Source organism: Roseimaritima multifibrata (assembly GCF_007741495.1).
Classification (GTDB): domain Bacteria; phylum Planctomycetota; class Planctomycetia; order Pirellulales; family Pirellulaceae; genus Roseimaritima; species Roseimaritima multifibrata.
The window spans coordinates 2147494-2172375 of the sequence record NZ_CP036262.1; the positions used below are offsets into that span (position 1 = coordinate 2147494).

Genomic DNA, 24882 nt, shown 5'->3' on the forward strand with positions numbered 1-24882 from the left:
GGTGCCGGTGATCGTTGCTATCGGAACCGGCTGGGATCGATGCCTGGGTTACAGGCCGTTGGTTTCGCCGCCACCGATGGTTGAGCTATTCCGATAGAGCACCATGTCGACGGTTTCGCTGACAAACCGTACGGCCCCGTCGGCGAACACGAACATCCCACCGCTAGGGTGTTGGCTGCGGAAATTGGAAGTACTGTTTAGGCCGCCGTTGGCGCTGCTGCGCGTATCCCGCTGTTGGGATGCGCGGTCGCCGCCAAGCGCCATGTAGCTGTCGGTGACTGGCCACTTGTTTAAACGTTCCATTGTGCAACCGAAGGCGTTGGTTCCCAGTACATCGGGTTGGTCTTCGTCGCCCGGTTGTCCAATCAACCAGCCGGTATTTGCTGGAAAGCGTTGCCCATTGAAAACAGGGTCGGTGCAGTTAACGCCTCGGCAAAGTGGCCAGGCATCGCCGCCTGCTGCTTCCCCAATCGCGAAAGTGTTGCTTGTCCCGTCGGTAATTTCGGCGAACCGAGTATTGGATGCTCGGTTGAACATTCCTTTTTCCGAAGCCGGGATCGGTCCGTTCAGGTAGCCTTTGCGAGCCCCTTTCCCGCGACGTCCGTCGGCGGCCAAAACGAATCCTGCAGCCTGTTGGTCGGCGCGATCCCAGTCGACAGCCCACGAGTCATTAATGCCTTTGCAGAACGCATAGTGCATGGCCCCAAATTGAGGCACACCAACGCCGGGGCTATGGATTTCATCGCCCGAAGGTCCCCATAAATCAACAGGGTTCCGTGGTCCGTTGGTTGCCGATGGGCAGACCGTCGATGGAACCACTGTTAGCTCTGCATCCGAACTTGCCGCTGCATCGTACCAGTCAGTGGAGACGTTTGGCGTGTCCTTGAGATTTGACTGTTCCATGTAGGGTAGCAGTGAGATCAACGCGTGCGATTGGACATACATGTAACCATCGCCTGCGGCACGCGGTGAATCGCCTCTGGGAAAGGCGTTAAACACATCGTGGAATGTATGCAACGTAAGACCTAGTTGCTTCATATTGTTGCTGCACTGCATTCGGCGAGCGGCTTCGCGAGCCGCCTGAACCGCAGGTAGTAGCAGACCGACCAAGACACCAATGATCGCAATCACGACCAACAATTCAACCAGTGTGAAGCCTCGTTTCAGATAACGAGAATCTGCAGCAAGCGCCATAGCATGGCTCCAATTAGAAAAGGACAAGCGCCAACTGAAAGTTAGCGAAAAGCAATCGCAAGCGACGAACGTCACTTCAAATGTGCTAATTCACGTTGTACGGTGCGGCGAACCGCAAGTCAACTTTTTTGTTGCCGTGGAAGTTAGTTATCTCGTTAAGATTTCTAACCGAGGGATAGAGACGTTTCGCGGGTTCGGTGGCGACTGTGCTCCGGTGCCTTCGCAAGGAGCATGCTCCGGTGCCTTTGCGAGGAGTGTCCCCCGGTGCCTTCATAAAGAGTGTGCTCCGGTGCACATCGGGCATCGCTTGTTGGCTGCTTGCCGCTGGCGAATTTGCCACGCTAAAACAAGAAACGATCCGAGAAAGGGCAAACGCATTCGTTTGCCTTGATCGTGGAAACAGCGGTATTCGCTGGAGATAAATCGCTAGGCGATTTTTAAGCGTCTGATGCGCTGGAGGTCATCGTGAACTGAGGTTCAAATGCGGTGGCAAAGTCGTACGCATCGTTAAAATCTTCGCGGCGGTCCGAATCACTTTTTTTCATCTGTTCGATGTCGATCAGGTTGTAGACCAGTTCACCGAAATCGCCGGTGCTGTGCAGGCCCCAGCGATTGAGGACTAGGCGAGCCATATACCCGTATTGGTCCAGGGCATAAATCCGGCAGGCTTCGCAGAGCTGTTGTCCGGAGATGTGTCGGGCTTCGTCTGAATCGGGAAGACCGGATTCGTGCATTCTCAGCACGTCATGAGCGTAGGCAAGGGCCTCGCGAATGAACTGGTACGCTTCAACCTTGTACCTTTGGTCCCGGTCTAACAACTCGGCAATTGCATGAATCGCGCTCATTTGTCTTTATCCTGCGGTTTCTTTTGTTTTGCAACTTTTGCTGGTTTTTTCGAGACGCTTAGGACATCTGCCAGCACTACTAGGACACGTCGATGGTCTTCTGTCTGCGCCAAAATCTGTTGAGAAAGAATCTCGTGCCCCAGAACTTTAGCCCGCCCTTCGGCCGTGACGATTTCACTTCCGATCGGCGGCAATTCTCGCTTCAATTCTTCGTATGTATCATACTCGTACCTCAAGCAACACTTCAGTCGGCCACATCTTCCCGAAATTTTCGACGGATCGAGCGTCGCCTTTTGCAATTTCGCCATTTTCATTGAAACGGGCGGCATTTTGGACAGATGAGTGTTGCAGCAAACCGGTTTCCCGCAGTCTCCGTAATCCGCTAGCAATCGAGCTTCATCACGGACGCCAATCTGTCGCATTTCGACGCGAGTCTGGAAGTCTGAAGCGAGGCGTTTTACCAGTTGGCGAAAATCGACCCGACGTTCGGCCAGGTAATAGACGACGATCAATTCTCCACCAAAGATGTGTTCGACATCGACCAACTGCATCTCCAGCTGGCACTCAGCGATCACTCTCTTGCAGGTCTGGAACTCTTGTTCGGCTTTGGTTTTTAAATGGGCCAGTTCGTTTTCGTCGACTGCGGAAACCTGCCGCATGACCTGCCCCTCGGGGGGGGATTCCAGCAGCGAAGTTGCCTGGGGCGTCGCTTCGCAGAGGACTTCTCCCATTTCCACCCCACGCGGTGTACGGCCGATGACTCGGGCTCCGTACCGCAGGTTCTGCTGGGATTTTAGGATGCAGAGGGTCCGCATCGCACCGCAACGGACGATATAACGCCCGCCTGCCGGTCGTTTTTCAGCCAACTCAGACGCTGCCGGTTCCTTCGAAGTCATCCATCCGTTCCGTGAAATAAGGCGGCGTAGGCGATACAAGAGATCACAGCCTTCATTATACGCTAGATCTCCCTTTCCCGGCGGTCATTGGCACCGAAGTTCGCGGGATAGACGCGTTATTTGGCCTTGGGAGTTGTCCAGTCCCAGGATTGTCGAATGGAGAGCAGTCCATTTTTTCGCGTTCCGACCAATAGTTCGGACCCGTTTTGCCAATGGAGGGACCAGATGCCACTTGGGGCGGCTTCGGGGGAAGCGACGATCGTTCCGTCGGCGGTCATGATGTGAATCTGTCCGTTCAGTTCCGCTGCGGCGACCAAGCCTGAGGAGGAGACCGCGATATCGGAAACCCAGTCTTTCATCTTGGCGATTTCGACCGAATCCCCTTCCCCGTCGGGGCAGCGGAAAACTCGATTGTCGGCGGTCCCTACAATCCATTGATCGCCACTGCGATCGACACACCAAAGGGCTGCTTCACAGACCGTCTGGACCGCGGTGCTTTCCAGGGAAGGAAATTTTAGCAGGTGTAATTTTCCACTGCCGTCGGCAACGGCAAGGTGGTCTCCCTGCGGAGCTAGTTTCAGGTCCATTACCGCTTGCGGGCCTAATTCCACGGAATGGCTTATTTTCTTTTGTTCCAGATCCCAGATCATGACTTTGCCAGCTTCGTTGCCAGCGATCAGTTGCTTGCCATCTGGCGAAAATGCCAAGGCTCGTGTCCAACGTTCAAAAGCTCCTTCGTGGACTTGATCCTTGCTGTCTTTCAAATTGCGGATGACCAGATTGCCACGGTAATCGGTGCTGGCCAGTTGGCTTCCGTCAGGGCTTGCTGCGACAGCCCATACGCTGGCGGGCTGATTGTAGGCAACCGCTCGATCGGACGCATCGGATTTGCCAAGGGCGACGGCACCCTCTCGCAGCAACAGTCCTTGGGCCGTAGCCACCGCGATATCGCCTGTTTTGCCAATGCTGGTGACCGAGGTGACCCACTGGCTGGTTTCGGCTTGTTCCGGAGCCGGATCGGCGGGAGCTTCTGTGGAGTCTTCTGCGATCAAGGCGGACGTGCTGGCTGTCGCTAGCCATCCACAAAGAAGAAAAACAGTAAGGCATTTGGAAAGGGAAGACTGAATCATGGTTTTTTTCTGAGGCATCTAAGGAGGGAAACCAAGTTGAATTGGAACGCTGATTTTTTAGGCGGGATTCAGCATTGACCGAAGAGGCTATTTTAAGCCCTGTTGAATCGCCGATCCAGTTCGAACCGCCCAACGGGTTAAATAGACTGGAATTTCGTCCACCGCTAGGCTTACATCGATGGCATTTCGTTCAACAGCCGCTCGAGGCATCCCGTAAATGATGCAGCTCTCTTCGTCTTGAGCGACCGTATGCCCACCAGCGGCGTGCATGGCAACAATCCCATCGACTCCATCTTGTCCCATTCCTGTCATGATGATTGCCAGGGAAGATTCAGGGCGGGACATCGCCAAGGTGTTAAAAAGGTGGTCTCCGGCTGGTCGGAAGCCACCGATTGCATCGCCGTCGGACAATTCGATACGTGAATGGGGATCGACTCCAACGTGTCGACCATGGGGGGCAATAAAAACGACACCCGGTTCAAGAGGTTCGCGGTCGATCGCCGTTTTGACCGTCAGCGGCGAAACGCTATTCAGCCAATGCACAAAACCGTCGGCAAATGCCCCCACGATGTGTTGGACGACCACGATACTTGCAGGGAAATCCGGCGTCAGCCCTCGCAGTAAAGTCGCTAATGCCGGTGGTCCTCCGGTCGACGCGACGATCCCAATGCAGGGGATTTCCGCCCCGGTTCGCTGTTCCGCAACCCGTTGCACTTCGGCTTCAATGGCCGGTACTGCCGCCGACGGGGTCTCACGCGTACGGTGGTGCCGGATCACAACGACATCGGCAAGGGCTTTCACGTGCTGAATGATTTCAGCCGCCTGGTGTTGAAAATCTGCGTGAAAGACGCCCGTTGGTTTGCTCAGGACCGTCAGGGCACCTGCCTGCAACGCTTGCATGCTGCATTTGATTTCCCTCGCTTTTAGGCTTGCCGAAATGATCACGATCGGGGTTGGACATTCGATCATGATTTCCTTGGTGGCTTGAAAACCATCCAGATCAGGCATGTTGATATCCATGGTGATCAAGTCCGGTTTTAGCCGCATTGTTTCGGAAATCGCCTGCCTACCGTTTGTTGCGAAGCCAACGACCTCAATGTCCGCGTCCGACTGCAAAATCGCAGCCAACATCTCTCGTGCGGTCGGAGAATCATCAGCAATTAGTATTCGAGGCATCTTTCAAAATCTCTAAAGCAACTGGTGAGCGGTCTTAAGTAAAATTTGCTGATCAAAACTTCCTTTTTCAATATAAGCGTTCGCCCCAACGTCGATGCCACGTTGCTTGTCGTGATCGCTTCCTCGGGCGGTTACCAAGATAACCGGAACCTCGGAATGCGAGGGCTGTTTCCGGACCCTATCGGTTAATGTGAACCCGTCCATTTTGGGCATGTCGACATCACTGACAATCAAGTCAAACGACTGTTCCTGAAGGATTTGAAGGGCGTTTTCACCATCGGTGGCTCCGGCAACATCGAAACCGGCTGTCTGGAAAATGTTGACCATCAATGTTCGCGTGGTGACTGAATCTTCGACAACCAGCACTCTTTTGGGCGGAGAGAGCTGCAGGCCGCTGGCAGAGTTTACCACGGAACGCGTTTTTATTCCCAATGCGGTTCGCGTGACATTGGTTGCATTGATGACCAAGGCAACCTGCCCAGAAGGGAGCAGTGTGCAGCCGGAAAAATGACGAAGACGCCGGACGCGAGCCCCCAGGTTTTTCACCAAGACCTCCTGTTCGCTATGGATTTCGTCAACGGCCAGGGCGACGCGATGTTCGCCGACGGCAAGGATTACGGCCAGACGCTTAGCATTTCCAGGGGGAGGCGGTGGCGTCAGTCCCAAAGCGGTTCTCAGGGCGACCAGACGTGTGGGTTTGCGATTTCGAATGAAGACTTCGTTGCCGCCGACCATTTTTAGGTCGCTGGCATCAAAGCGAATCACCTGTTCGATGACGGGCGTCGGGATCGCGAACTGTTGCTGATGCGTTTCCACCAACAACGCCCGGATGGTCGTCAGCGTAAGTGGAACCAGTAGCGTGAATTTCGTTCCTTGCCCCTCGGTGAATTGGACGTCGACAGACCCATGCAGTGATTCGATTTGGTTTTGTACGACATCCAGTCCGACCCCGCGGCCGGATAGGTCGGTCACCATCGGAGCGGTCGAAAAACCTGCTGCGAATACCAGCCGAGCTTGCTCGTGCGGGGCATCGGGGATATCGATCCCGTGCCGTGTTGCCGTTGCGCGGATCTTTTCGAGGTCAAAGCCACGCCCGTCGTCACGGACCACCACCTCCACCTGCCCGCCTCGCAGCGATGCCGAGATCACGATGTTTGCTTCGGGATTTTTACCCGCTGCGATCCGTTCAGGGCTGCTTTCGACTCCATGATCGGCCGCATTGCGAACCAGGTGAATCAACGGATCCTTCAGGCCTTCCAGGACGGAGCGATCGACTTCAACGCCGTCAAATTGCAGGTCCAGGTGGATTTGTTTATTGGAGGAACTGGCAATATCACGCACGACCCGTTCCAGGCCGCTACATGCTGCCGCAAAAGGGAGCATTCGGACATTGTAAATTTCGTCATCAAGGACTTGGCACGTTTGCTTCAGGTGCCGGACGTCGTTGTCAAATCCGCCCGCGAGCGATTCTAGTTTGGAAGTTAATGCTTGAATGCGGTCATGCGTTAATGACAAGGCTTGCAGCGGCTGGCGATTTTCATCGTCGGCGATCGGGTCTTCAAATCGATGGAGGGTTTCCCGTAACAATGCTTCGGATTCACGCCACTGTTTCCGCAGTTCATAGGCTGAATCACGCAATTCCGAAGCTTCCTCGACGCGGCAAGCAAATCGGCCTCGAGCGACCAACAGTTCTCCGCTATGGGCTAGCAGGGCATCCAGTTTTTGTGATGAAACCCGGATGGTTGCGGCAGTCATATCGCGCGACGGTCCCGCAGCGGGAGCGGAGACGTCGGCGGGGGAGGTGGCGGTTTGCTGTGCGGGGGCGAGTTCGGAGGCGGTCGGTTCGTTCGATGTCGCTGAGGGATTAGCGTTCGAATCGACGGACGGATTTTGCGAGAGCTCTGTTTGCTGCGAAGGGGTTTTCTCTGCAGGGGCTTTCTCTGCAGCTGGGGTTTCAGATGGGGCTGAGGTGGCACCTAGGTCAACGGCTTGTTCTTGCTCGATCGACAGTTCGGACAGATCGTTTAACAGTCCGTGAAGTGGGGCTTCTGTCAAACGATCGCCGGCCCGCATTCGTTTCGCGTAGTCTTCGATGGCGTCGACACTCGCCAGCAGAACCGACGTCTGTTGTTTGTTTAGATCGGTTTCCCCTTCACGCAGTTCGCTAAACAGATCTTCCATCGAGTGACAGGCGTCACGAATTGGATCGGCATGGACGACGGCGGCAGCCCCTTTCAGGCTATGGGCGGCGCGGAACAATCGAGCGATCGCTTCGGATCGTTCTTCAGGCGAGGGCTTTTTTTCTAGCGTCAATAGATCTTTGCTGAGGCCTCCAACATGTTCTTGGAGCTCATCTAAGAAGGTTCCCATCAGCAATCGTGCTAGTTCTTGCCTATCCATGGGCTAACGATCGCCCTCGGTCAAGGAAGCGAGTTCGGTGCTGACACCGTTCAGATTTTCTGCAGCAGCTTGGATTTGGCGGATCGATTCGACGCTGTGTTTGATCACCGTGTCGATGTTGCGGACACCGTCGGTCAGTTGTCGAACGCCTGCGGCCTGTTGATTGGCCGAAGCGGAAATCTGAGTCGCGGTACGGACCGATTCGGCAAGCGTGCCGGCGAGTGCATTGATGGTTTCGCCTGCTTGCGTGATAACTTCGTTGGCATCGGCTACCGTTCGCGTTCCATGTTCGGTGGAGAGCACCGCATCGTTGGTCGCTTTTTGGATTTCGTTCAGGATGGTTCGGACCTGAGCGGTCGCTTTCTTCGACTGGCCTGCCAGCGATTTCACTTCCGCAGCGACGACCGCGAACCCTTTGCCATGCTCACCGGCTCGAGCCGCTTCGACGGCAGCATTGAGGGCGAGGACGTTTGTTTGTTCAGCGATGTCGTTGACCGTCGCCGTTATTTCGCCGATCGCCTGAGCTCTTTCGGCCAGCATCAGCATGTTCTGGGCGATCGATTCGACTTGCTGTTTCACATTTTCCATCGAATTGACCGCTCCATCGATCGCGTTACGACCGGCGGTCCCGACTTCGTCGGTGTGGCGTGCGGACTGAGCGACCTCGTTGGCTCGCTGCGCAGCCTGCTGCGCACTTTGGGCGATCTGTTCGGTGGTCGCTACGACTTCGGCGACCGTCGCAGCTTGTTCCTGTGTGCCCGTGGCTTGATCGGAGGTCTGGGTGAGGATCTGTTGACTGGCATTGGCCAGTTTTTGCACCGCATTGCGGATCGATTTGAACAATTTTTCGCGTTGCTGTTCGTTTTCGACTCGGCGCGTAATATCCTGGGCCGTCACGATAAACAGCAGTTCCCCCTGGTAGTTCATCTCGGCGATTCGAACCGCAAGCGGGAAGTGGGAACCGTCACGTCGACGTCCTTCGACCTGCAATTCTTCACCAAGCAGACGGACCTCTCCCGGTTGCAGGATCACATCGTCTTTGCGGTCATCCGAATGTGCCAGGAATGCGGAGAGTCGACTGACGTTTTGACCAACGATTTCTTCTTTTAGATATCCGAAAATTCCGGCCGTCGCGGAGTTGCATGAGAGGATCGTGCCTTGCGGATCGAGCGTGAACAAAGCATCCGCAGCCGAATCGAGAATGGCTTGTGTCCGAGCTTCATCGGCACTCAGACGTGTGATGGTCGTCCGCAGATTATCGGTCATGCGGCCGAACGAGGAACTGAGAGTCGCGACTTCGCCCAGTCCTTTGTTGCTTGGCAGTTCGCACTGCAAGTCGCCTCCAGCAATGGCATCGGCGATCACCGACAGGTTGGTCAACGTGGAAGTGATTCGTCGCGAGAGGAAATAGGTCAGTGCAGCGGCCAAAGCCAAAACCGCCAATCCAATCCATAGGAACCCAGCCGCTAGTCGACGCAAGGATCCCAGCGCCGAAACCGCGTCCTCGCTAACGGCCACGACCCAGTAGCGACTGTAGTCTTCGGGGGCGTTGAAATAGATCCGCCGATGGGTGACGACCAACGGTTCCGACCGGGACAACTTGTTGGCAGGGATGTAGGCTTGGTGCGAGTCATGTTCACGGTTATACCGTCCCGACGAATCGGATTCTTTTAATAGGTTGCCGCGAAACTTTCGCCGAAGATCAAATCGATCGGCACTAAAAGGAGCGACATCACTATTGGGGTTCGCGTAAAGGAACCGCATTTTTTCGTCGGCGATTTCAATCACCAATTCTTGGTCTGCTGTGTCTTCCCCGTCGCTGGCACTGGTGGCGGCTCGCGTGAAGACCTCGGTGGCGTTCAAAACAATGCAGTACACTCCGCGAAATGCGGGTGCCGAAACGCTGGTTGGGGCGGAGAAATAGGGGGTGCAACACCGGATCAACGCGTTCCCCGTTTCCGGGTCTTGATAGGTCGGCGATAGGTAAACTTTTCCTGTCTGGAGACCCGAGGCGGCTACAAAAAAAGCTTCGTTCTGAACGTTGGTGCCGATGTTGGTCTGTTGCCGAGGACCTGCCGGTGTCCGGATCATTTGGAACACCTCGTCGCCATTCTGATCGTAGAGGATGCAGGCCGAACGTTCTTTGGCCAAGTTCATTTGGGCCGCCAAGACCTGTTTCAATTTGTCCAGCCAAAACGCGGTGTCGGTCCCTTCTGCAGTCGGATCGGCACCAGGGGTTTCCTGGTTATCGCGGGCTCGCACAATCCCGGCGATCACGGGAAAGCTGGCCATGTTCAACGCATCGGCTCGCGTCACATCCAGAGTGTGCTGCATGCTGCTGGCGATCTCGTTGGTTTGCGCCATCATGCGGCTGAGCGTCATCTCTGTGACGATCTTGCGGCTTTGCTGGAAAGCCAGGTAACCCATGAACGCAAGCGATGTCAAAATGATAATACAAGTTGCAATCGTGATCTGCAGACGGAGCGACAGCTGGCTGAGGCGATTCTTAATTCCCATGTCGGATTCTCGCGAGAGCACCTATTCGATTTCGTCGATTTGTAGTTTGTCCCACTGCAGTAATTTCATGCCATCCAGAACGATACGTCCGTCCGGAGTACAGCCTAGCGTCCGGTCTCGGAAAACCGATGGACTGCAGTGAAAGGGAAGTAGGTCGTGGCGGTGGAGGCTTTGAACTTCGTCGACCTCGTCTACTACGACCGCTAGCGAGGGCGATTCGGTTCCCAGGACAAGCAGTCTCCAGTCGGATTTGGGAGGCCACGGGACGCCAATTAATTTTGCCAGATCGACGACCAAAACCACGTTGCCACGCAGGTTGGTCAGTCCGGTGAAGTGGGCCGGGACCGCGGGGATAGGGGTGATCGAAGGCATTCGCATGACTTCGTTCACGAATTGAGTTGCGATGGCAAACCGTTGATCCGCGATTAAAAAATGGACAAATTCCAAAATGTCCTTTGGATTCGCCGCGGCTGCGGGAACCTGGGCAAGCCGGTCCGCTCGCGCCGCCAGGATCGCTTCTTCCCGGGATTGAATGTCGGGCTGACGAGGATCAAAAACCATCTAGCAGCCTTCCGGGGTCTCGGGGTCAAATGGGGTGTGTGACTTCGATCTGATCCATCTGACGCTGTGCCGTTTCCATCATTTCGGCAGCCGTTCCTTCGCTAAACGGTAGTATCGCGTCCTTGCCAAGTTCTCGAGATAAGTCTCGAGCATTACGGAACTGGCGCCATGCTGCCGCGTGGTTCCCTCGTCGCTGTTGAATCGTCCCGAGCAAAAATTGGGGATCGACTAACGATCGGTCCAAAAATACGGCCCGTTGCACCGAATAAAAGGCATCTTCGGTACGACCGGAATGAAACAACAAGAGGGCATATCGATAATGTAGCTCGGGGGACAACGCGTGCTCGGCAATTGCTTGGGGAAATTGCTTTAAAGCTTGAGCTACATCTTGAGTCGCCAGCAATTTTAAATCGCGAAGATAGCTGGCCAATGATTGCTTGTTAGAAGCGGCGGCAGAGGAGACGTTTGGATCCGGTGAGGGGGCGGATTGAGCAGGATTGATCGGATTTGCCGTAGGAACCGGAGGAACCGGATCGATTGGCGGCTGCGGATTCCAGAGCGGCGTGGTTTCGGGACTGAAGAAGCGGCTCGGTTTGGTAAGCGTGTTGTCATGCTTCACACCCAGGCTTCGATAGAAAAATCCTCTGTCGTTCGATATCAGTTCGACAGGAAGATCTCTGTCGAGTGGCGGATCGCCCGACGCGGTGATCAGGACCCCGCCGTCCGCTAGGCATTCGACCAATCGCCGGGTCACCATCTTGATCATCGATGGAGAGAAATAGATCAGGACGTTTCGGCATAAAATCAAATCCTGTTGTGCCGTCCCATTTCCGACATCGGGGTAGGGGCTGGTCGCCAGGTTGAGAAATTGGAAACGAATTTGTTTTGCAAGATTCGGGTCGACGACGTACTGGTCGCCCTCCTGGGAGAGAAACCGGCTGGTCCGTTTTTCGGCCTCGCCTCGCAAAGACCACTTTCGGTACCTACCAAGTCGAGCCCGCTGCAAGGCATCGTGGGAAATATCCGTGGCCAGGATTCGTGCCCGGTCCTCCAGTCCCTGCTGTGCCAGAAGCATCGCTAATGAATAGGCTTCCTCGCCGCTCGAGCAGGCAGCGGACCAGATCCGCATCGGACGGTGTACGCTCCTTTCGGGAATGATTTCAGCAAAAACCTCGTCGCGGATAAATTCAAAATGTTTGGGTTCGCGAAAGAAGAAGGTTTCGCCAATGGTTAGCTGTTCGATGAAAGCGGTCATCGAATCCTGGTCGGCAAGCAGGGCTGCGGGGAGGTGTTCGGCTTGTTCGATTCCCATTTGCTGCATGATTTTTACGGCGGCGGTGGTCACCGACGCCTGTTGTTCCGGACGGAATTCCAGCCCACTTTGATCATGGATCAAACGGAGAATGCGGCTGTAAGTTGAATCCGCCCAGGTTAGGTGCACTATCGGGGTTCCTGTGTCGCGGCACGATCGGCCAGTTTCTCATGCAGGCAAGCAAACTGCTCCGCCGATAAGATCGCCTCAGGGTCGGTCAGATAGACAAGTCCGTATTCGGTCTTGGCCACGCCGGTTATCCAGGAGGCATGTTCGCATGGAGTGCTAAAACCTGCCACTCTTTTGTCATCCGATTCCGGTTCCGGAGGCTCGGAATCGCGATTTAGAGCATCAAACCTTAAGGGAACCAAATCGATTGCTTTTGTCACTCGCAGGGCAAGCGACTGGTTCGATAATCTTACGACGACGAAATGTTCCTCCGCAGAAACCGGAGTGACGGTTTGGTCGATCAACTGATTCAACGATACGACGGGAACCAGTTCGCCTCGCAGATTCAGCAGCCCTTCGATAGGGTCGGGGGCTTCCGGGAAGGGAGTCAGTTTCACTGCCCGCAGTACTTCACCGACAATCGAAGCGGGGAAGCCAAAATACTGCTTACCCGCTTTGACAACCAATATCTCGATATCCACAAGCGATACTCCTGTCCCAAAAGAACTTTAGGCATCAGACAAGTTTCTCGCAGAATGCCCCTTCATTGATGGTTGGACGTTCTGGCCGCCCTTTATGAATATAGGTCAGTTCCATATTGCTCAACCCAAGCAAATGCAAGATGGAGGCGTGTAGGTCATGGATGTGCAACCGATCTTCGACAGCATGCAGCCCTAAATCGTCTGTCGCCCCGATCGTTTGACCTCCACGAACACCTCCTCCCGCCATCCACATTGTGTAGCCGGTTGGATTGTGATCCCGACCATTGCCCGCTTCGGACATTGGCGTACGACCAAATTCACCTCCCCAAACTACCAAGGTTTCGTCCAACAAGCCACGTTGTTTAAGATCTTTCAATAAAGCGGCGACTGGTTGGTCGGTCTGTTTGCACAGTTTCGAATGGTTGCGTTCGATGTTGGAGTGTGAATCCCACTTGCTGCCCGCTCCATGGTAAAGCTGGACGAACCGGACTCCACTTTCGGACAATCGCCGAGCCAGCAAGCACATTTTGCCGAATTTCGCCGTTTCTGGCTGATCCATCCCATACATTTTTTCGGTTTCTGCAGTCTCCTGAGACAGGTCGATCGCTTGAGGTGCTTCGGCCTGCATGCGGAATCCCATTTCATAGCTGGCGATTCTCGCTTCCAGTTCCGATTGCTCGGGGTGTCGGTCGGCGAACTGCTGATTGATTTGGTTTAAGAAATTAAGTTTCCCCATCTGTCTGCGGTCGGTGAACCCTTCGGGCGCCGTCAGGTTGGGGATCGGTTGACTTCCCTCGCTAAAGCGGACCCCTTGGTACAGGGCTGGCATGAAACCGGCGCCCCAGTTTCGTGGTCCATTGACGACGGAGGAACGCGTGTCCTGCATGACCACAAAATTGGGTAGGTCAGCATTCTCGCTCCCCAGGCCATAACTAACCCAGCTGCCCAGCGACGGCCGTCCACCGAGGATCGAGCAGGTATTCATTTGGCAGACACCCGAGGAATGGTTAATCCCTTCGGACCAGCAGGATCGGATCACCGCCATGTCATCGACACATTCGGCCGTATGGGGCAACCAGTCGGACACCCAAGTACCCGCCTGTCCGTGCTGCTTCCATTTTCGTTTGGATTCCAGCAAAGGAGAGCGGGATTCACCCATCGCCGTAATCACTTCGCCGAAACTATCGGGAAGCTGTTTCCCATGCAATTTGTTCAGTAGCGGCTTGGGGTCAAACATGTCGATATGGCTGGGGCCGCCTTCCATGAAAAGGAAGATGACCCGTTTCGCTCGAGGCGTAAAATGCGGGCTGCGAGCGGCTCGGTTCAGGTCGGCGACGTTGATCCCAGGTGCAGCCGCTTGAACCTTTGGTCCCGCCATCATGCCTGCCAATGCGACCGCTCCGAACCCCGCGCCGCTTTGAGTTAGGAAGGCCCGCCGAGACGTTGGGATTTCGATGATTGGTTTTGCCATGATGTTTCCTCGCTTTATGAATCGTTTGTTCTGAAAAGTGACCGGTTTCGCGTTCGATAGCGTGGCTAACGAACGTAGAGAAACTCATTGGAGTTCAGCAGCGAATGACAAAAGTCGATCAACGCGGCGTCGGCGGGGGTGCCTTGTCCTGAGTCACTGACGCTGGTTTCCAGGTCAAATTTATTATTAGTGCTGTCTTTCAGGACGCCGGGCTGGGCCTCGAATTTCCAGTAGGCAACCGTTGCAGGGAGTGGATTGGGGGCAAACAGCATGAGCTGCTCTTTGTTGAGGGTTGTGTCCGAAATCCGCACGTCGTCGATCAGGCCATCAAACCGGCCTCCTTTCCCGTTGGTCCGACCGCCGATCGTCAGTGGTTCCGAATTGCCCAGGCCGCCGACAATGTCGTGTTCGATCACGGCGATGTTCATAGGCTCTTCTTCGTTGGAAAGATCCTTCAGGTAGAAGGTCACGGTCCCTTTGGAGTCTTTGGTTGCTGGCTGAAACGCTGCGGCAACGAAGTAGGGTGTATCCAGTTTCACGTCTTGGTCCGAAAAGACCGCAGCCTCACCAAAATCGCCGGAAACTTTCTCGCCCCACATGTGCAGGATCAGTGTCCTTGGTTTTCGACGCGACCCTTCGCCAGAAACTCCAAACGACCATCCCGGCTGCTTACTGTTGGGACTCCATTTGGCCATCAGTGGACGAACCATTCCCGAGGTATAAACGCTGCGTATCTGGAAGAATGTTTCGATGGTCATGTTTTTCATGTCCAGTTCGGGATCGTTGCTGCGACGTGGCAGTAACAGATCCTTTTGGTCCATCAATGCAACCGCTTGACCATCGCGGTAAGGCAGGCGAGCGGCCACCAATGTCGACGTGGATTCCGTATCATCGGCTTCCAGTCGCTTTTGCTGTTCTTTGAGGAACGACAGGGACGCTTCCAGTTCGTCGGTGGTTGGTTCCCGGCCGCTGATCAATCGCCAGGCCAGCCGAACACGTTCGCTCGGGTTCTGCTCGGCTTTGCGGATGCGACTGGCAAACGCGGTCGCATGTTGCAGATAGATGGGGCTGTTGATTAACAACAAAGACTGGATGGGGGTGGTCGTCCGATTTCGTGAGGATTCACTACTGAAGAACTGCGGCAGGTCAAAGACATCCATCAGTGGATCGCGAGCGTTCCGCATCACGCGGGTGTAGATACTGCGTCGTGGGACATCGGAAAGCGTGCTGGGGCCGCCGGCTCGTTCATCCAAACGTCCACTGACCATCAAAACCGAATCGCGAATCTGCTCGGCGTCCAAGCGAAGAACGTTGCCTCGCCAGTACCGTTCATTATGCGGGTCGATTTCCTGAAACGCCTGCATCTGAGGATGTGAGGAGGATTGCCGATAGGTTTCCGACAGCACAATCTGACGGTGAAGCCACTTAAAGCTCCAACCGTTTGCGACGAACTGCGTCGTCAGCCAGTCGAGTAATTCGGGATGGCTGGGAGGACCGCCTAAGCGACCGAAATCACTTGAATTTGGAGCAAGTCCCCGGCTGAAGTGGTATTGCCAGATGCGATTGACGATGACGCGAGTCGATAGCGGGTTATCGGGTTGCGTTAGCCATTTTGCGAAGGCGGTCCGTCGACCTGTCGACTGAAGTTCTGTATTGGGGGTGTAATCGAGCGGCGAAGGATCAAGGATCGTCAGGACGCCCGGTTCAACCGGATCTTTGGAGCGTTTGGGAATCAAGACCGGCGGGGCTTCGGTCCCTAGATCCTCGATCGTCATCGCGGTCGGTAGTGGCTTCGGTTTCTCCGCCTTCATTTTGCCAAGTTGTTTCTTCAGTTCCAGAACTGCAGTCTTGTCTTCTTTCTTGAGGCGTGATTCCAAGCGGCTGTATTCAAACAAAACCTGGCGGTGCACCAGTTCATGGATCTGGTGTTCGTAGGGCGAGCGTTCTTCGCTTGTTTTGTCCATGATCAACTGAACGTCCGCGGGGAATTTGATGATCGCTCGTTTGGCCGCACTCACGCGGTAGGGGGCTTCGATTTTGTCGATTTTTGCTTGGATCGAGGCGGTTTTCTTTTCCCAAATGGCTTGTTGTTTTGCGTGTTCGGCAAGCTCTTCTGGGGAAGCAACCACGGTCCCATCTTTGGGAAGGACCGCGGCAAAGACCGCTCGCAAGCGAAAATAGTCACGCTGCAAAATCGGATCGAATTTGTGATCGTGGCACCGTGCACACTGCATGCCCATTCCTAGAAAAACATCCCCGGTGGTGTCGGTGATGTCGTTCATGATCAGGTCCCACTGACCACGAGCATCGCGGCTGTTGTATTCGTAAATCCAGTGCCGCAGGTATCCCGTTGCGATCAATGCGTCGGGATCGTCCGGGTACATTTCGTCTCCGGCGATCTGTTCGGTGACAAAACGGTCGTACGGTTTGTCTTCGTTCAGCGAGCGGATCACGTAGTCGCGATATTGCCACGCATCGGGACGGTAGAAATCGGCTCGGTAGCCATCGCTGTCGGCGTATCGGACCAGATCCAACCAGTGCCGTGCCCAACGTTCACCATACTGGGGCGAATCAAGCAGCCGCTCGACAAGTTTGGGGTATGCGTCCGGCGAACTGTCTTCGATGAATTCTTGGACCTGCTCGGGCGTGGGAGGAAGTCCGGTCAGATCATACGACAGCCGGCGAAGCAACGCCGCACGATCGGCCGGAGGCGCTGGCGATAGATTGGCGGCTTGCTGTTTTTGTAATATGAACGCGTCGATCGGATTTTTGCTCCAGTCCTCGATGCGATACGAAGCGGCCGCCTGGTCGCTCCCCTGAGTGGCGGGAGTGGGGATTTCGACAACTGTCGGGACCGGCGGGTTGGTCAGCGGCTGGAACGCCCACCACTGGCGATCTTCTTCGGTTAGTTTGGGTTTGTCTGTCCGAACGGGGGCCGACGGATCGGCGCCCGGCCAAGGGGCTCCAAGCGAAACCCAACGCTCAAGGATTTTAATTTGCTTGTCCGGCAATTTCCCGGAAGGTGGCATTTCGAAGCCTTCGTAGCGGACGGCTTCAATCAGCAGACTTTCGTCAATTTTCCCCGGGACCACGGCCGCTCCCGATTCGCCCCCCGCCAAATGGCCACCAAGCGTGTCCAGACGCAGGTCTCCACGCTGTTTCTCTTCGCCGTGGCAAGAAAAACACTTTTCGGCAAGCAAAGGGCGAACCTCCACTTCGAAGAATTTTGCCTCTTCGGGCGAAATGGGCGAAGGTGAGCCGGCGAATGCGGTTAGCCCCCCAAATATTACAAAACAAATAAGGAGGGCTAATAACATTGACAGGGTTTTAGGCGGGATATTCATGCCCTTAGTATGACTGATTTTGCTGGCAATTGCCAACAACGATTGCAGCTGTTTTTGGCTACAATGTTCAATACCTGACCGTAATGTCTCTCACCATGGTTACGAATCCACCGATGAAAAAACTGATATCACACAGTCGCGACCTAAAAGCCAGTCACGGCGCTGAAGTGAATTTCTGGAAGCAAAGGGTCTGTCGAATCGGACTGTGGGCGCTGGCCGTCGCATTTGTTTCCTCGCACGCGATGGCGGCCCCACCGGTTCGGAATTACGACGTTGTGGTTTACGGAGGAACTTCCGCGGGCGTCGCGGCGGCGATTCAAGCCAAGCGGATGGGCAAGACTTCGGTGATTGTCTGTCCCGATCTCCATTTGGGTGGATTGACCAGCAGTGGGCTGGGGTGGACGGACAGCGGGAAGAAATCGGCCGTTGGTGGGTTTGCACGCGAATTCTATCAAAAATTGAAGGCTCACTACGATCAGCCGTCGGCTTGGCGACAACAAAAAGCGAGCGAGTACAGCCGCTACAGTGCTGACCAGGATGCGATGTGGGTGTTCGAACCGCACGTCGCCGAAGCGGCTTACGAAGCGATGATCGCCGAAGCCCAGGTTCCCGTTTATCGTGATTCCTGGCTGGACCGTGAATCGGGCGTCAAAAAGGAAGGAACACAGATCGTTTCGATCCGGATGCTGGATGGGCAGGTCTATGCAGGGAAAATCTTCATTGACGCCACCTACGAGGGTGATCTGATGGCGGCTGCCGAAGTCGATTTCCATATCGGCCGCGAAGCCAATTCGGTTTATGGCGAAACCTTAAACGGCATTCAAAAGGTTCGTACGACAAAACATCAGTTCGATTATGCCGTCAGCCCCTACGTTGTCCCCGACGACCCTCAAAGTGGTTTGTTGCCACGGATCCACGACAAACCGATTGCCGCGGATGGTGAAGGCGACAATGGCGTGCAGGCTTATTGCTACCGCATGTGTTTGACGAATTTCGATGACAATCGTGTCCCTTTTCCGAAACCTGATAATTACGATCCAATGCAGTACGAACTGCTGGCACGCTACCTCGATGGCGGTTGGCGTCAGGTTTGGCGGAAATTCGATCCCGCACCAAATCACAAAACGGATACGAATAATCACGGAGCGTTTTCGACTGACAACATCGGGATGAATTACGACTACCCGGCTGCCAGTTACGAACGCCGCGAAGAAATTTTGCAGGAACACCGGGATTATCAGCAGGGACTGATGTGGTTTTTGGCCAACGACCCGCGGACCCCTGCGGACGTTCGAGAGCGGATGTCGAAGTGGGGATTGTGCAAGGACGAATTTCAGTCCAGTGGCCACTGGCCGCACCAGATTTACGTCCGTGAAGCTCGCCGGATGGTCAGCGATTTCGTGATGACCGAACTTCATTTAACCAAGAAAAAACCGACTCCTAAATCAATTGGTCTGGGATCCTACAATATGGATTCTCACAACATTCAGCGTTACGTCGACGCGAGTGGACACGCTCGGAATGAAGGGGATATCCAGGTCAGCCCCGGCGGACCGTATCAGATCAGCTATGAAGCGATCATTCCCAAGTCCGAACAATGCACCAACCTGTTAGTGCCGGTATGTCTTTCGTCATCGCACATCGCCTATGGATCGATCCGGATGGAACCGGTCTTCATGATCCTTGGTCAGTCGGCAGCGACCGCCGCGGCGCTTGCCATCGATAGCGAGCAAAGTGTTCAGGAAGTTCCCTACGAGCAATTGAAAAAACAGTTGCTAGAGGACAAGCAGGTGCTGGAATACGACATTAAGAACGAACCGCCTGCCGGGTTGCTTCCCAAGGCATTGCCGGGGTCGGTCGTGGACGATACGGCTGCGACCCTGTCGGTCGGTTGGCAGACGAGCGGTTCGGTGAAACCGTACGTGTTGTACGGGTACCTGCACGATGGCAATGAACGGAAAGGCGAATTGGAGGCGACCTATACCTCCGAATTGAAACCTGGACGCTATGAGGTTCGGGTTTCTTACACCGCCAATCCAAACCGTGCTTCCAACGTTCCCGTGGTCGTATCTCACGCCGACGGCGAAACCGAAAAGCAAGTCGATCAGCGGAAGTCGCCGGAATCCGAAAACGGATTTCACTCCGTCGGAACCTATCGGTTTGACAAGACCGGAAAAGTTCAGATCAGCAATTCCGGAACGACGGGACACGTGATCATCGACGCGGTACAGTTTCTGCCCCGCTAGAGGTCTTCGTAAGCCATATCAAAGGTGTCCGCCTGACTGAGGTCACCTGTTTTTAAACCAAGGCTAAACCAGCGAATCCGTTGTTCGCTGGTTCCGTGGGTGAAGAGGTGTGGTTTAACGGTCCCCGTCGCTTGCATTTGCAAACGGTCGTCACCGATCGCGTTGGCGGCGTTAAGGCCTTCGGCAATATCGCCTTTCTCAAGGCTGCCGAATCGCTTCTGTTCGTAATGAGCCCAAACGCCAGCGTAGTAGTCAGCCTGCAGTTCTAAGCGAACCGAAAGTTGGTTGTATTGCCGTTCGCTAAGGCGAGCGCGCTGCTGGTTCATCCAGTCGGTTCGCCCGAGAAGGTTTTGAACGTGGTGTCCGACTTCATGGGCAATCACGTAGGCTTGAGCAAAATCGCCTGACGCCCCTAGTTGTTGGCTCATCTGATCAAAGAACGAAGTGTCCAGGTAAACCTTGGAATCGGCCGGGCAGTAGAAGGGGCCCGTCGCTTTGGTCGCTTGGCCGCAGCCACTGTTGACCAGATCTTGAAAGAGGACCATTTCAGGGGGCTGGTATCGTTGGCCGCTGTCAGCAAATAGCGGAGTCCAGACATCTTCGGTGGATGCCAGGATCACGGTCGCGAAATTTCCGGCCGCCTTTTCTCGTTCGCTTAACGGGGCCGGTTCGGCGCCGGGGCCAACGGCGGCGCCTGGCGGCGGAATATTGTTTAGTAATTTTGCGGGATCCCCTCCCATCAACATGACGATGACCGCCACGACCAGAATTCCAATTCCACCGGTGGCGGCTACTTTGGGCGCTCGTTTTCCGCGGCGATCGTCCACGTTCGAACTTTGCCGTCTTCCGTCTAATCGCATCGCAGCTACCCTTCAAAAATATTTTGGAATTGAGACCGGCTTTGTGATTTCATTATTGTCCCCCACCGGCCGGTGGCACAGGCCCAGTACCTTGTCAAACACTTGGTTTTTGTCGCCAAACGGTGTGGCTGCACAAAAAGGTTTTTTTGTCTGGTGATTGGCCCGAGGCGGTGTTTGCAGCACCATACCCCCGCAAAATCGATTCCTGTTCGAAACGGTTTTCAGGAAAGTTTCCGATTTCTGCCATCGCTAATTGACCCCGAGGATCGGTTTGGCTAAATTCTGGGCTCCGATACGGTGGGTGTAGCTCAGTTGGTTAGAGCGTCGGATTGTGATTCCGAATGTCGGGGGTTCGAGTCCCCTCACTCACCCTTGCTTTCTACTATTTAGCAAGCCATCTAGCGGTGTAACGATGCTGGTGGTTTTTTAGTACGGAAGCGTTGGGTTGGCCGTGGTGGGGTTCGTTGGAATTCTCCCCCGTTTCAGCCGCTGCTCGAGTGGAGGATTCAATGCGAGTCGCAACCGCTAGACGGCACAGTGGTTTAGAGCTGCGGATGACGCCGATGATCGACGTCGTTTTTCTCTTGTTGGTCTTTTTTCTTTGGACCAGCAGCTTTAATGAGCCCGAATTTGATTTGCCCAGTTCGGTTGCTGCTGAACAAACGGCCGCTGCAGAAGCTCGAGGCCAACAAACCAACCAGCCGGAAGCCTTTGATGAAATAATCATCTTGGTCTCTCCGCCCGATTCCCCCAATCCGCTTCAATTGAACGGGCAACCGGTCCAGTCGTTACAGATTCTGCGAGATCAGCTGGCGGAAATCGCTGGTCTAAGTGCCGATCCTTCGGTGATTGTGGACCCCACCGAAACGACCGAGATCGGACGTGCCGTCGCGGTTTACGATATCGCGCGATCCGCCGGTTTTAAGAAGGTTCTGTTCGCTGCGAAGTAACGCCAATACTTGGCGGGTTCTGCCCGACTCGCTAGGTTGCTAGCTTCGCAAATGTCGTTTGCGGCTGCCTGCGGTGGCTTTGGCATTCGGTTATTGACTCCCCCCTTTTTCTGGAGCTCCCCTCGTGTCGGTTGAACTTCCTAACGTCCTTGCTTCTCGCTACGCCAGCGATGCGATGGTTCATCTCTGGTCGCCCGCCAATAAAGTTGTTCTCGAGCGGGAGCTGTGGGTCGCTGTCATGGAGGCGCAGTCCGATCTGGGAGTCCCTCTTTCCGATGACGTCGTTCCCGATTACTTGCGAGTTCTTTCGCAGGTCGATCTCGATTCGATCGACGCCCGCGAACGCGTCACCAAGCACGATGTCAAAGCGAGAATCGAAGAATTCAATGCATTGGCAGGGCACGAGCACATCCATAAAGGAATGACTTCTCGCGACCTGACCGAAAATGTCGAACAGCTGCAAATTCGTTCGGCGCTTTCGCTGGTCCGTGACCGTACGGTTGCTGCTTTGACTCTGATCGGCGAACGGGCGGCGGAGTACCGGGAATTGGCGATCGCTGGACGAAGCCATAATGTTCCGGCTCAGGTAACCACTGTCGGCAAACGTTTCGCTTCGATTGCCGAAGAATTGTTGATCGGTTTGGAGCGGATTGAACAATTGCTCGAACGCTATCCGCTTCGCGGAATCAAAGGACCTGTTGGGACTCAGCAGGACATGCTGGATCTGTTCCAAGGCGACCCTGCCAAGCTCGCCGCATTGGATCAGCGGATCGCTGAGAAACTTGGGTTCAGCAACTGTTTTACATCGGTCGGGCAGGTTTATCCACGGTCTCTGGATTTCGATGTGGTGTCGGCTTTGGTGCAGCTTTCCTCGGCGCCAGCTAATTTCGCTCGGACGTTGCGGCTGATGGCAGGCGCGGAACTGGCAACGGAAGGGTTCAAGCCCGGCCAGGTTGGATCGTCGGCAATGCCGCACAAAATGAACGCTCGGTCTGCGGAACGAATCGACGGTTTTAGCGTGATTCTAAGAGGCTATTTGAGTATGGTCGGTGGGCTGTTAGGCGACCAATGGAACGAAGGGGATGTCAGCTGTAGTGTCGTGCGCCGCGTTGCCCTTCCCGATGCGTTTCTCGCCATCGATGGTCAGTTGGAAACGTTTTTGACCGTTCTTTTGGATTTCGGGGCTTACCCTGCAGTCATCGAGCGTGAACTGCGCCGCTATCTCCCTTTCCTGGCGACGACGAAGATTTTGGTTGCCGCCGTCAAATCGGGCGTCGGACGCGAAACGGCTCACGAAGCGATTAAAGAACATGCCGTCGCTGCGGCACTCGCAATGCGGGATAGCGGGCGTGATGACAACGACGTTATCGAACGGCTGGCGGCCGATGATCGGATTCCAATGGACGCCGCAGCTCTGAGTGCGGCCATCGGTTCACCGGCGTTGTTCATCGGAAATGCGGCAAACCAAGTCGATCAGGTTTTGGGAAAAATCGAAAGTGTCGCGGCAAAGTATCCGGACGCTGCCAAGTATCGTCCCGGTTCGATTCTGTAAGTCGACGCGGCAAATTGTTGCGGTTATTTTCGTGACGGACGTCAAGTGGTTCGCGGTTTGTTGATTTAGGGATTGTCGCCTTTTGTTTCGCGAAAGCACGCTTCTTTTGAAGTTACTTTCGCGGGGGACGTGAAACTTATAGGTGACGATTTCAACCCTGCCCATCCGAGTCTGAGTGCAGTGCTTTCAGCCCAGCGGGCGGCAGATACTTGCCGTTGGCGTAAGCCAACGGAAACCTAGCGTGCGCATGAAAGCCCAGCGGGCGACAGACCAGGGTGGTTCTGTCGCCCGCTGGGCTTTCCTTTCGCGATACCCACTCCGGCGGCTGACGCCGCCGGCAAGTATCTGCCGCCCTCCGGGCTACCTGGTTACTCGATCCCATGTAGGCTCGTCAACGGCTGCAGACCCTTCGTTTATAGATTTCAGGTCCCGAGCGAAAGGCGACAATCTTTCTCCGCTTTCGCTTCAATCGACAATCCGCTCGCCCTGTTCCGTTACGAAGATTTTCCATGACCATGACCATGACTATTGGTCACAATCTTTTGCACTACGTTTCTCGAAACCAGTTTCCGTCATTCGTCGCTGGTTCGATGGTGCACTGCAGGGAAGCGAAGGCAGAGACCAGTTCCTGTACGGCCCAGTCTTCGTCGTCAATTTCCAGCCGATATTCCGGCCAGTCGCCGCCGGTTGGCCACATCTGATGGGGCGCTGGCCAGCGATGTGCCGCGGCGGTTTGCTGTAGACGGACGACCAATCTTGGCCAGTCGGGGCGCCAGGTTCGTTCGGGTTCGTCGGCAGGTAGTTCCTGCCGGGATGGAAGTTTCGGTAGGGAGGCTGCGATCCATGGTCGGTCGGATGGTGCGTTCCAACCTTCGTCTGCACGGTTGAGCCCCGCCGACGACCAGTCGGTTGTGTGAAGACTGTCCGGAGTCGGGGCGAAAACCGCGTTTGGTAAATCCTCTTCATCGGGTACCGATTCGGACAACGCCGAGGCTGGGAGCGACTGAATCTGAAGCTTTTTGGCAACCCTGTTGCAGATGCGATTGCGTGTTTCTAGGTCTCCACCGACAAGAGCCAACGACGGCGGGGCGGCCTGTAGGTGGTCGACCATGCGTTGAATCGACCAGCCGAATCGTGGGTCTTTCCATTCGGGAACAACGTCGCATGCAGGTTTCAAGACAAACATACGGGCGGTGTAGCGGGGATGGGGAACGATCAGGTCGGATCCGCCGCCCGTTAAATCACCGTACAGGACGACGTCCAAGTCGATCGATCGAGCATCCCAGCGGATCTTTCGCGTCCGCCCCAGTTCCGTTTCGATCTGCTGCAGCCAATTTAAAACTTCGCGTACCGAAGCGTCTGTCTGGAAAGCAGCCACCGCATTTAGAAACGGTTCTTGACCGCCTGGACCGCCGATCGGAGGCGTCGTAAATAATCGGCTGGCCCGGAAATTTTTGATTTCTGGATGCTGCGACAGTCGCAGTGCCCCCTCGGACAATAGCGTCAGACGATTGCCTAGATTGGATCCTAAACTGATTAAGCAGTAGGGCATTTCTTAGGATCTTTGCCAGTCATTGAGGAATGCGATTCTTGTCACTTGGCGTTATCGTTCTTTTCGATCGCATGCCAATATTGCATTCGCTGACGGATTTGATCCAGGGGGCGAGGCGGCAAAGAGGCGGCACTCGCTTCACGCACCCCGGGAAATCCATCTGCGATTTTATAAGCCGCTGATTTCAACCGGAGCGTGAGTTCGATTTCTCCACGCCACTCGAAGA

At 55.0% G+C, this 24882-nt stretch carries 17 protein-coding genes and 1 tRNA gene; 4 read left to right on the forward strand and 14 right to left on the reverse strand.

The annotated features are described in order from the left end of the window. Positions 1–48: 48 nt before the first annotated feature. The 12 genes from FF011L_RS07820 to FF011L_RS07875 all read right to left on the reverse strand — a co-directional run bounded on the left by FF011L_RS07820 (position 49) and on the right by FF011L_RS07875 (position 17496). Positions 49–1194, reverse strand: a complete 1146-nt coding sequence (locus FF011L_RS07820) for a DUF1559 family PulG-like putative transporter (RefSeq protein WP_145351085.1) — start codon at positions 1192–1194, stop codon at positions 49–51. 437 nt (positions 1195–1631) lie between these two features. Beyond that, a complete protein-coding gene (locus tag FF011L_RS07825; RefSeq protein ID WP_145351086.1) occupies positions 1632–2039 on the reverse strand; it encodes a Minf_1886 family protein in 408 nt (135 codons plus the stop codon). Further along, on the reverse strand, positions 2036–2935 hold the full coding sequence (locus tag FF011L_RS07830; RefSeq protein ID WP_246109800.1) for a PSP1 domain-containing protein: 900 nt from the start codon (positions 2933–2935) through the stop codon (positions 2036–2038). Before FF011L_RS07830 ends, FF011L_RS07825 begins: the two co-directional genes overlap by 4 nt. A gap of 116 nt (positions 2936–3051) precedes the next feature. Further along, a complete protein-coding gene (locus FF011L_RS07835; protein WP_218933078.1) occupies positions 3052–4065 on the reverse strand; it encodes a WD40 repeat domain-containing protein in 1014 nt (337 codons plus the stop codon). An 87-nt stretch (positions 4066–4152) separates the two neighbouring features. Beyond that, the gene (gene cheB / locus FF011L_RS07840; protein ID WP_145351088.1) at positions 4153–5241 is read right to left on the reverse strand and encodes a chemotaxis-specific protein-glutamate methyltransferase CheB; all 1089 of its coding nucleotides are present in this window, start codon (positions 5239–5241) and stop codon (positions 4153–4155) included. Between the two features lie 12 nt (positions 5242–5253). After that, positions 5254–7641, reverse strand: a complete 2388-nt coding sequence (locus FF011L_RS07845) for a hybrid sensor histidine kinase/response regulator (protein WP_145351089.1) — start codon at positions 7639–7641, stop codon at positions 5254–5256. Between the two features lie 3 nt (positions 7642–7644). Then, positions 7645–10158 carry a methyl-accepting chemotaxis protein gene (locus FF011L_RS07850; protein ID WP_145351090.1) on the reverse strand — a complete coding sequence of 838 codons (2514 nt, stop codon included), beginning with the start codon at positions 10156–10158 and terminating at the stop codon, positions 7645–7647. A gap of 21 nt (positions 10159–10179) precedes the next feature. Further along, positions 10180–10719, reverse strand: coding sequence for a chemotaxis protein CheW (locus tag FF011L_RS07855; RefSeq protein WP_145351091.1), 540 nt, complete (start codon positions 10717–10719; stop codon positions 10180–10182). Between the two features lie 25 nt (positions 10720–10744). Then, positions 10745–12160 (reverse strand): CheR family methyltransferase, encoded by a 1416-nt coding sequence (locus FF011L_RS07860; protein WP_145351092.1) that lies wholly within the window; start codon positions 12158–12160, stop codon positions 10745–10747. Beyond that, the gene (locus tag FF011L_RS07865; RefSeq protein WP_145351093.1) at positions 12160–12681 is read right to left on the reverse strand and encodes a chemotaxis protein CheW; all 522 of its coding nucleotides are present in this window, start codon (positions 12679–12681) and stop codon (positions 12160–12162) included. The genes FF011L_RS07860 and FF011L_RS07865 overlap by 1 nt, the downstream gene beginning before the upstream one ends. 34 nt (positions 12682–12715) lie before the next feature. Beyond that, positions 12716–14152, reverse strand: coding sequence for a DUF1501 domain-containing protein (locus FF011L_RS07870; protein WP_145351094.1), 1437 nt, complete (start codon positions 14150–14152; stop codon positions 12716–12718). Positions 14153–14217: 65 nt separating this feature from the next. Next, on the reverse strand, positions 14218–17496 hold the full coding sequence (locus FF011L_RS07875) for a DUF1549 domain-containing protein (RefSeq protein ID WP_246109801.1): 3279 nt from the start codon (positions 17494–17496) through the stop codon (positions 14218–14220). A 113-nt stretch (positions 17497–17609) separates the two neighbouring features. On the opposite strand from FF011L_RS07875, the gene FF011L_RS07880 reads away from it, so the two are divergent. Then, on the forward strand, positions 17610–19742 hold the full coding sequence (locus FF011L_RS07880; RefSeq protein WP_246109802.1) for an FAD-dependent oxidoreductase: 2133 nt from the start codon (positions 17610–17612) through the stop codon (positions 19740–19742). Here FF011L_RS07880 and ypfJ read toward each other — a convergent pair. Further along, positions 19739–20602 carry a KPN_02809 family neutral zinc metallopeptidase gene (gene ypfJ / locus FF011L_RS07885; RefSeq protein WP_145351095.1) on the reverse strand — a complete coding sequence of 288 codons (864 nt, stop codon included), beginning with the start codon at positions 20600–20602 and terminating at the stop codon, positions 19739–19741. The genes FF011L_RS07880 and ypfJ overlap by 4 nt on opposite strands. A gap of 297 nt (positions 20603–20899) precedes the next feature. On the opposite strand from ypfJ, the gene FF011L_RS07890 reads away from it, so the two are divergent. The 3 genes from FF011L_RS07890 to purB all read left to right on the forward strand — a co-directional run bounded on the left by FF011L_RS07890 (position 20900) and on the right by purB (position 23104). Then, positions 20900–20973: transfer RNA gene (locus FF011L_RS07890), tRNA-His, on the forward strand. A 138-nt stretch (positions 20974–21111) separates the two neighbouring features. Next, positions 21112–21552 (forward strand): ExbD/TolR family protein, encoded by a 441-nt coding sequence (locus FF011L_RS07895; RefSeq protein ID WP_145351096.1) that lies wholly within the window; start codon positions 21112–21114, stop codon positions 21550–21552. A gap of 124 nt (positions 21553–21676) precedes the next feature. Further along, positions 21677–23104: an adenylosuccinate lyase gene (purB, locus tag FF011L_RS07900; protein ID WP_145351097.1), complete on the forward strand. Its 1428-nt coding sequence runs from the start codon at positions 21677–21679 to the stop codon at positions 23102–23104. Positions 23105–23651: 547 nt separating this feature from the next. Here purB and folK read toward each other — a convergent pair. After that, positions 23652–24656: a 2-amino-4-hydroxy-6-hydroxymethyldihydropteridine diphosphokinase gene (gene folK, locus FF011L_RS07905; RefSeq protein ID WP_145351098.1), complete on the reverse strand. Its 1005-nt coding sequence runs from the start codon at positions 24654–24656 to the stop codon at positions 23652–23654. Positions 24657–24882 lie beyond the last annotated feature (226 nt).